The following is a 1,949-nucleotide window of genomic DNA, read 5'->3' as shown; positions in this document are numbered from 1 at the left end:
CCAGTACAGCGGGCCGCCGGGTTCTCTCTCACCCCCGACCCCCACCCCCTCCACCTCAGCTCCGTGCGGCGAGGTGGGGTGATGCGGTGGGTCAGGTGGTGCCGCAGCCTTCGGTGAGGTTCTCGGCGGGGTTGTCGTCGCGGGGCTGGGCGGCCGCCTTCTTCTTCTTGGGCGACTTCGACGGGGTGGCGGAGGCGGCGACCGGGTTGGTACGGGTCGAGTCGCGCAACGCCTTGTCGGCGATGTCGCGGATCTTGCCCCAGTCGGGGTAGCCGGTGCTGATGAGCGGCGGCACGAACTGCACGCTCGTCACCTCGGCGTTCTTCACCTTCAGGGCCAGCGGCACGAGGTGGCGGAGCATCGGCCGCGGGATGTCGGTCCTGATCAGCTCCTTGGTGGCCAGCGCGATCTGGTTGAACCGGGTCAGCACCGTCGCCGGGTCGGCCTGTTCGAGCAGCGCGCCGAGCACGCACCGCTGGCGGCGCATGCGGGTGAAGTCGTCGCTGTAGGTGCGCGAGCGGGCGTACCACATCGCGTCGGCGCCCTTGAGCTTGCGGGTGCCGGCCTTGACCAGGCCCTCGTTGTACTTGCCGAAGACGACGTCCTGCTCGACGGTGATGGTGACACCGCCGATGGCGTCGATGAGCCGGGCGAAGCCCCACATGTTGACCAGCGCGTACCAGTCGACCTTGACGCCGAGGGTGTAGCCGATGGTGTCCATCAGCACCTTGGCGCCCTGGTGCTGCCTGCCGCCGAAGATCTCGGGGTGGGCGTCGGCGTACTCCCAGACGCTGTTGAGCAGGTCGCTGCGCCCGCCGCCGGGGTCGGCCGGCAGCCGGAACCCGTCCGGGAAACGCTCGGCCATGGGGGTGCCGGGCCGGAAGCGCACGTTCTCCAGGTTGCGCGGCAGGCTGAACAGCACGGTGTTGCCGGTCTGCACGTCGACGCTGGCGAGGTTCATGCTGTCGGTACGGACGCCGGTCCGGTTGTCGTCGGCGTCGCCGCCGAGCAGCAGGATGTTGACCCGCTTGCGGCCCGCCCACGGGTCCTCGGGCTTGGGGTCGGGCACGGGCGGGTCGCCCGGCTCCTGCGCCGCCGGTTGGAAGATGCGGTCGAGCGCGTCCCTCGCGGCCAGCGTGTACTGCCCGACCACGGCGAACGGCGCCACGACCGTCACGGCGAGCAGCCCCGCGAGAACGCCGGTGAGGATCTGCCCGCCCTGGGGGAGCCGGCCGGGCCGCAGCACGACGAACGAGTGCACGATCAGGGCGAACCACGCCAGGCCCAGTACGACCGCGGTGACCATGATCGGCACGAGCGTGGAGTCCTGGGTGAGCGAGCCGGCCAGGGCGTCGATCCCGTTCAGCAGCCAGATGGCGAGCAGTGCCAGCAGGAGGGCGGCGTAGCAGGAGATCAGCACGAGGCCGGTCTTGCGCCGGCCGGCGCGCAGGTGGGCGGCCCCGGGCGCGAGTGCCGACAGCACCAGCCACCCGAGTATCGCTCCGGTGTTCCCCGGTTCCTTTGCCTGCCGCACGCCTTCCCCGTTTCCCCGTGTGTTCCAACGTAGACGTAAGCACCGCCGCACGAGGGGAACCGCGGGCCGCGTTTCCCGTTCGGCAGGGCAGGGGGCGGCCGCAGGGCGAGGCCCCCGCATCAATCATGGATTGAGGCGGAAGCTTACGCCGCAGATACGAAATATGTCTTTATCGGAGGGTGAACATCCGTGACCGAATAAGATTCCGGTCATGGCCTTCTCTGAGATCGCGTACGAGGTGTCCGACCGGATCGCCACCATCACGCTGCGGCGCCCGGAGCGGCTCAACGCCTTCACCCTCACCATGCGCGCCGAGCTGATCGAGGCGTTCGACCAGGCCGACGCCGACGACGACGTGCGCGCGGTGGTGGTCACCGGGGCGGGGCGGGCGTTCTGCGCCGGAGCCGACCTGGGC

The 1,949-nt window shown here is 70.1% G+C and carries 2 protein-coding genes; one reads left to right on the top strand and one right to left on the bottom strand.

All coding sequences use genetic code 11. The annotated features are described in order from the left end of the window. Positions 1-91: 91 nt before the first annotated feature. Positions 92-1,483, bottom strand: coding sequence for an LCP family protein (locus tag C1J01_RS47840; RefSeq protein WP_235855160.1), 1,392 nt, complete (start codon positions 1,481-1,483; stop codon positions 92-94). A gap of 262 nt (positions 1,484-1,745) precedes the next feature. Here C1J01_RS47840 and C1J01_RS47835 point away from each other — a divergent pair. Then, positions 1,746-1,949 (top strand): enoyl-CoA hydratase-related protein (locus tag C1J01_RS47835; protein WP_181449374.1); only part of this gene is annotated, 204 nt, incomplete at its 3' end.

The organism is Nonomuraea aridisoli (assembly GCF_003236395.1).
GTDB classification, from domain to species: Bacteria; Actinomycetota; Actinomycetes; order Streptosporangiales; family Streptosporangiaceae; genus Nonomuraea; species Nonomuraea aridisoli.
This window is presented reverse-complemented; position numbering and strand designations above follow the sequence as displayed.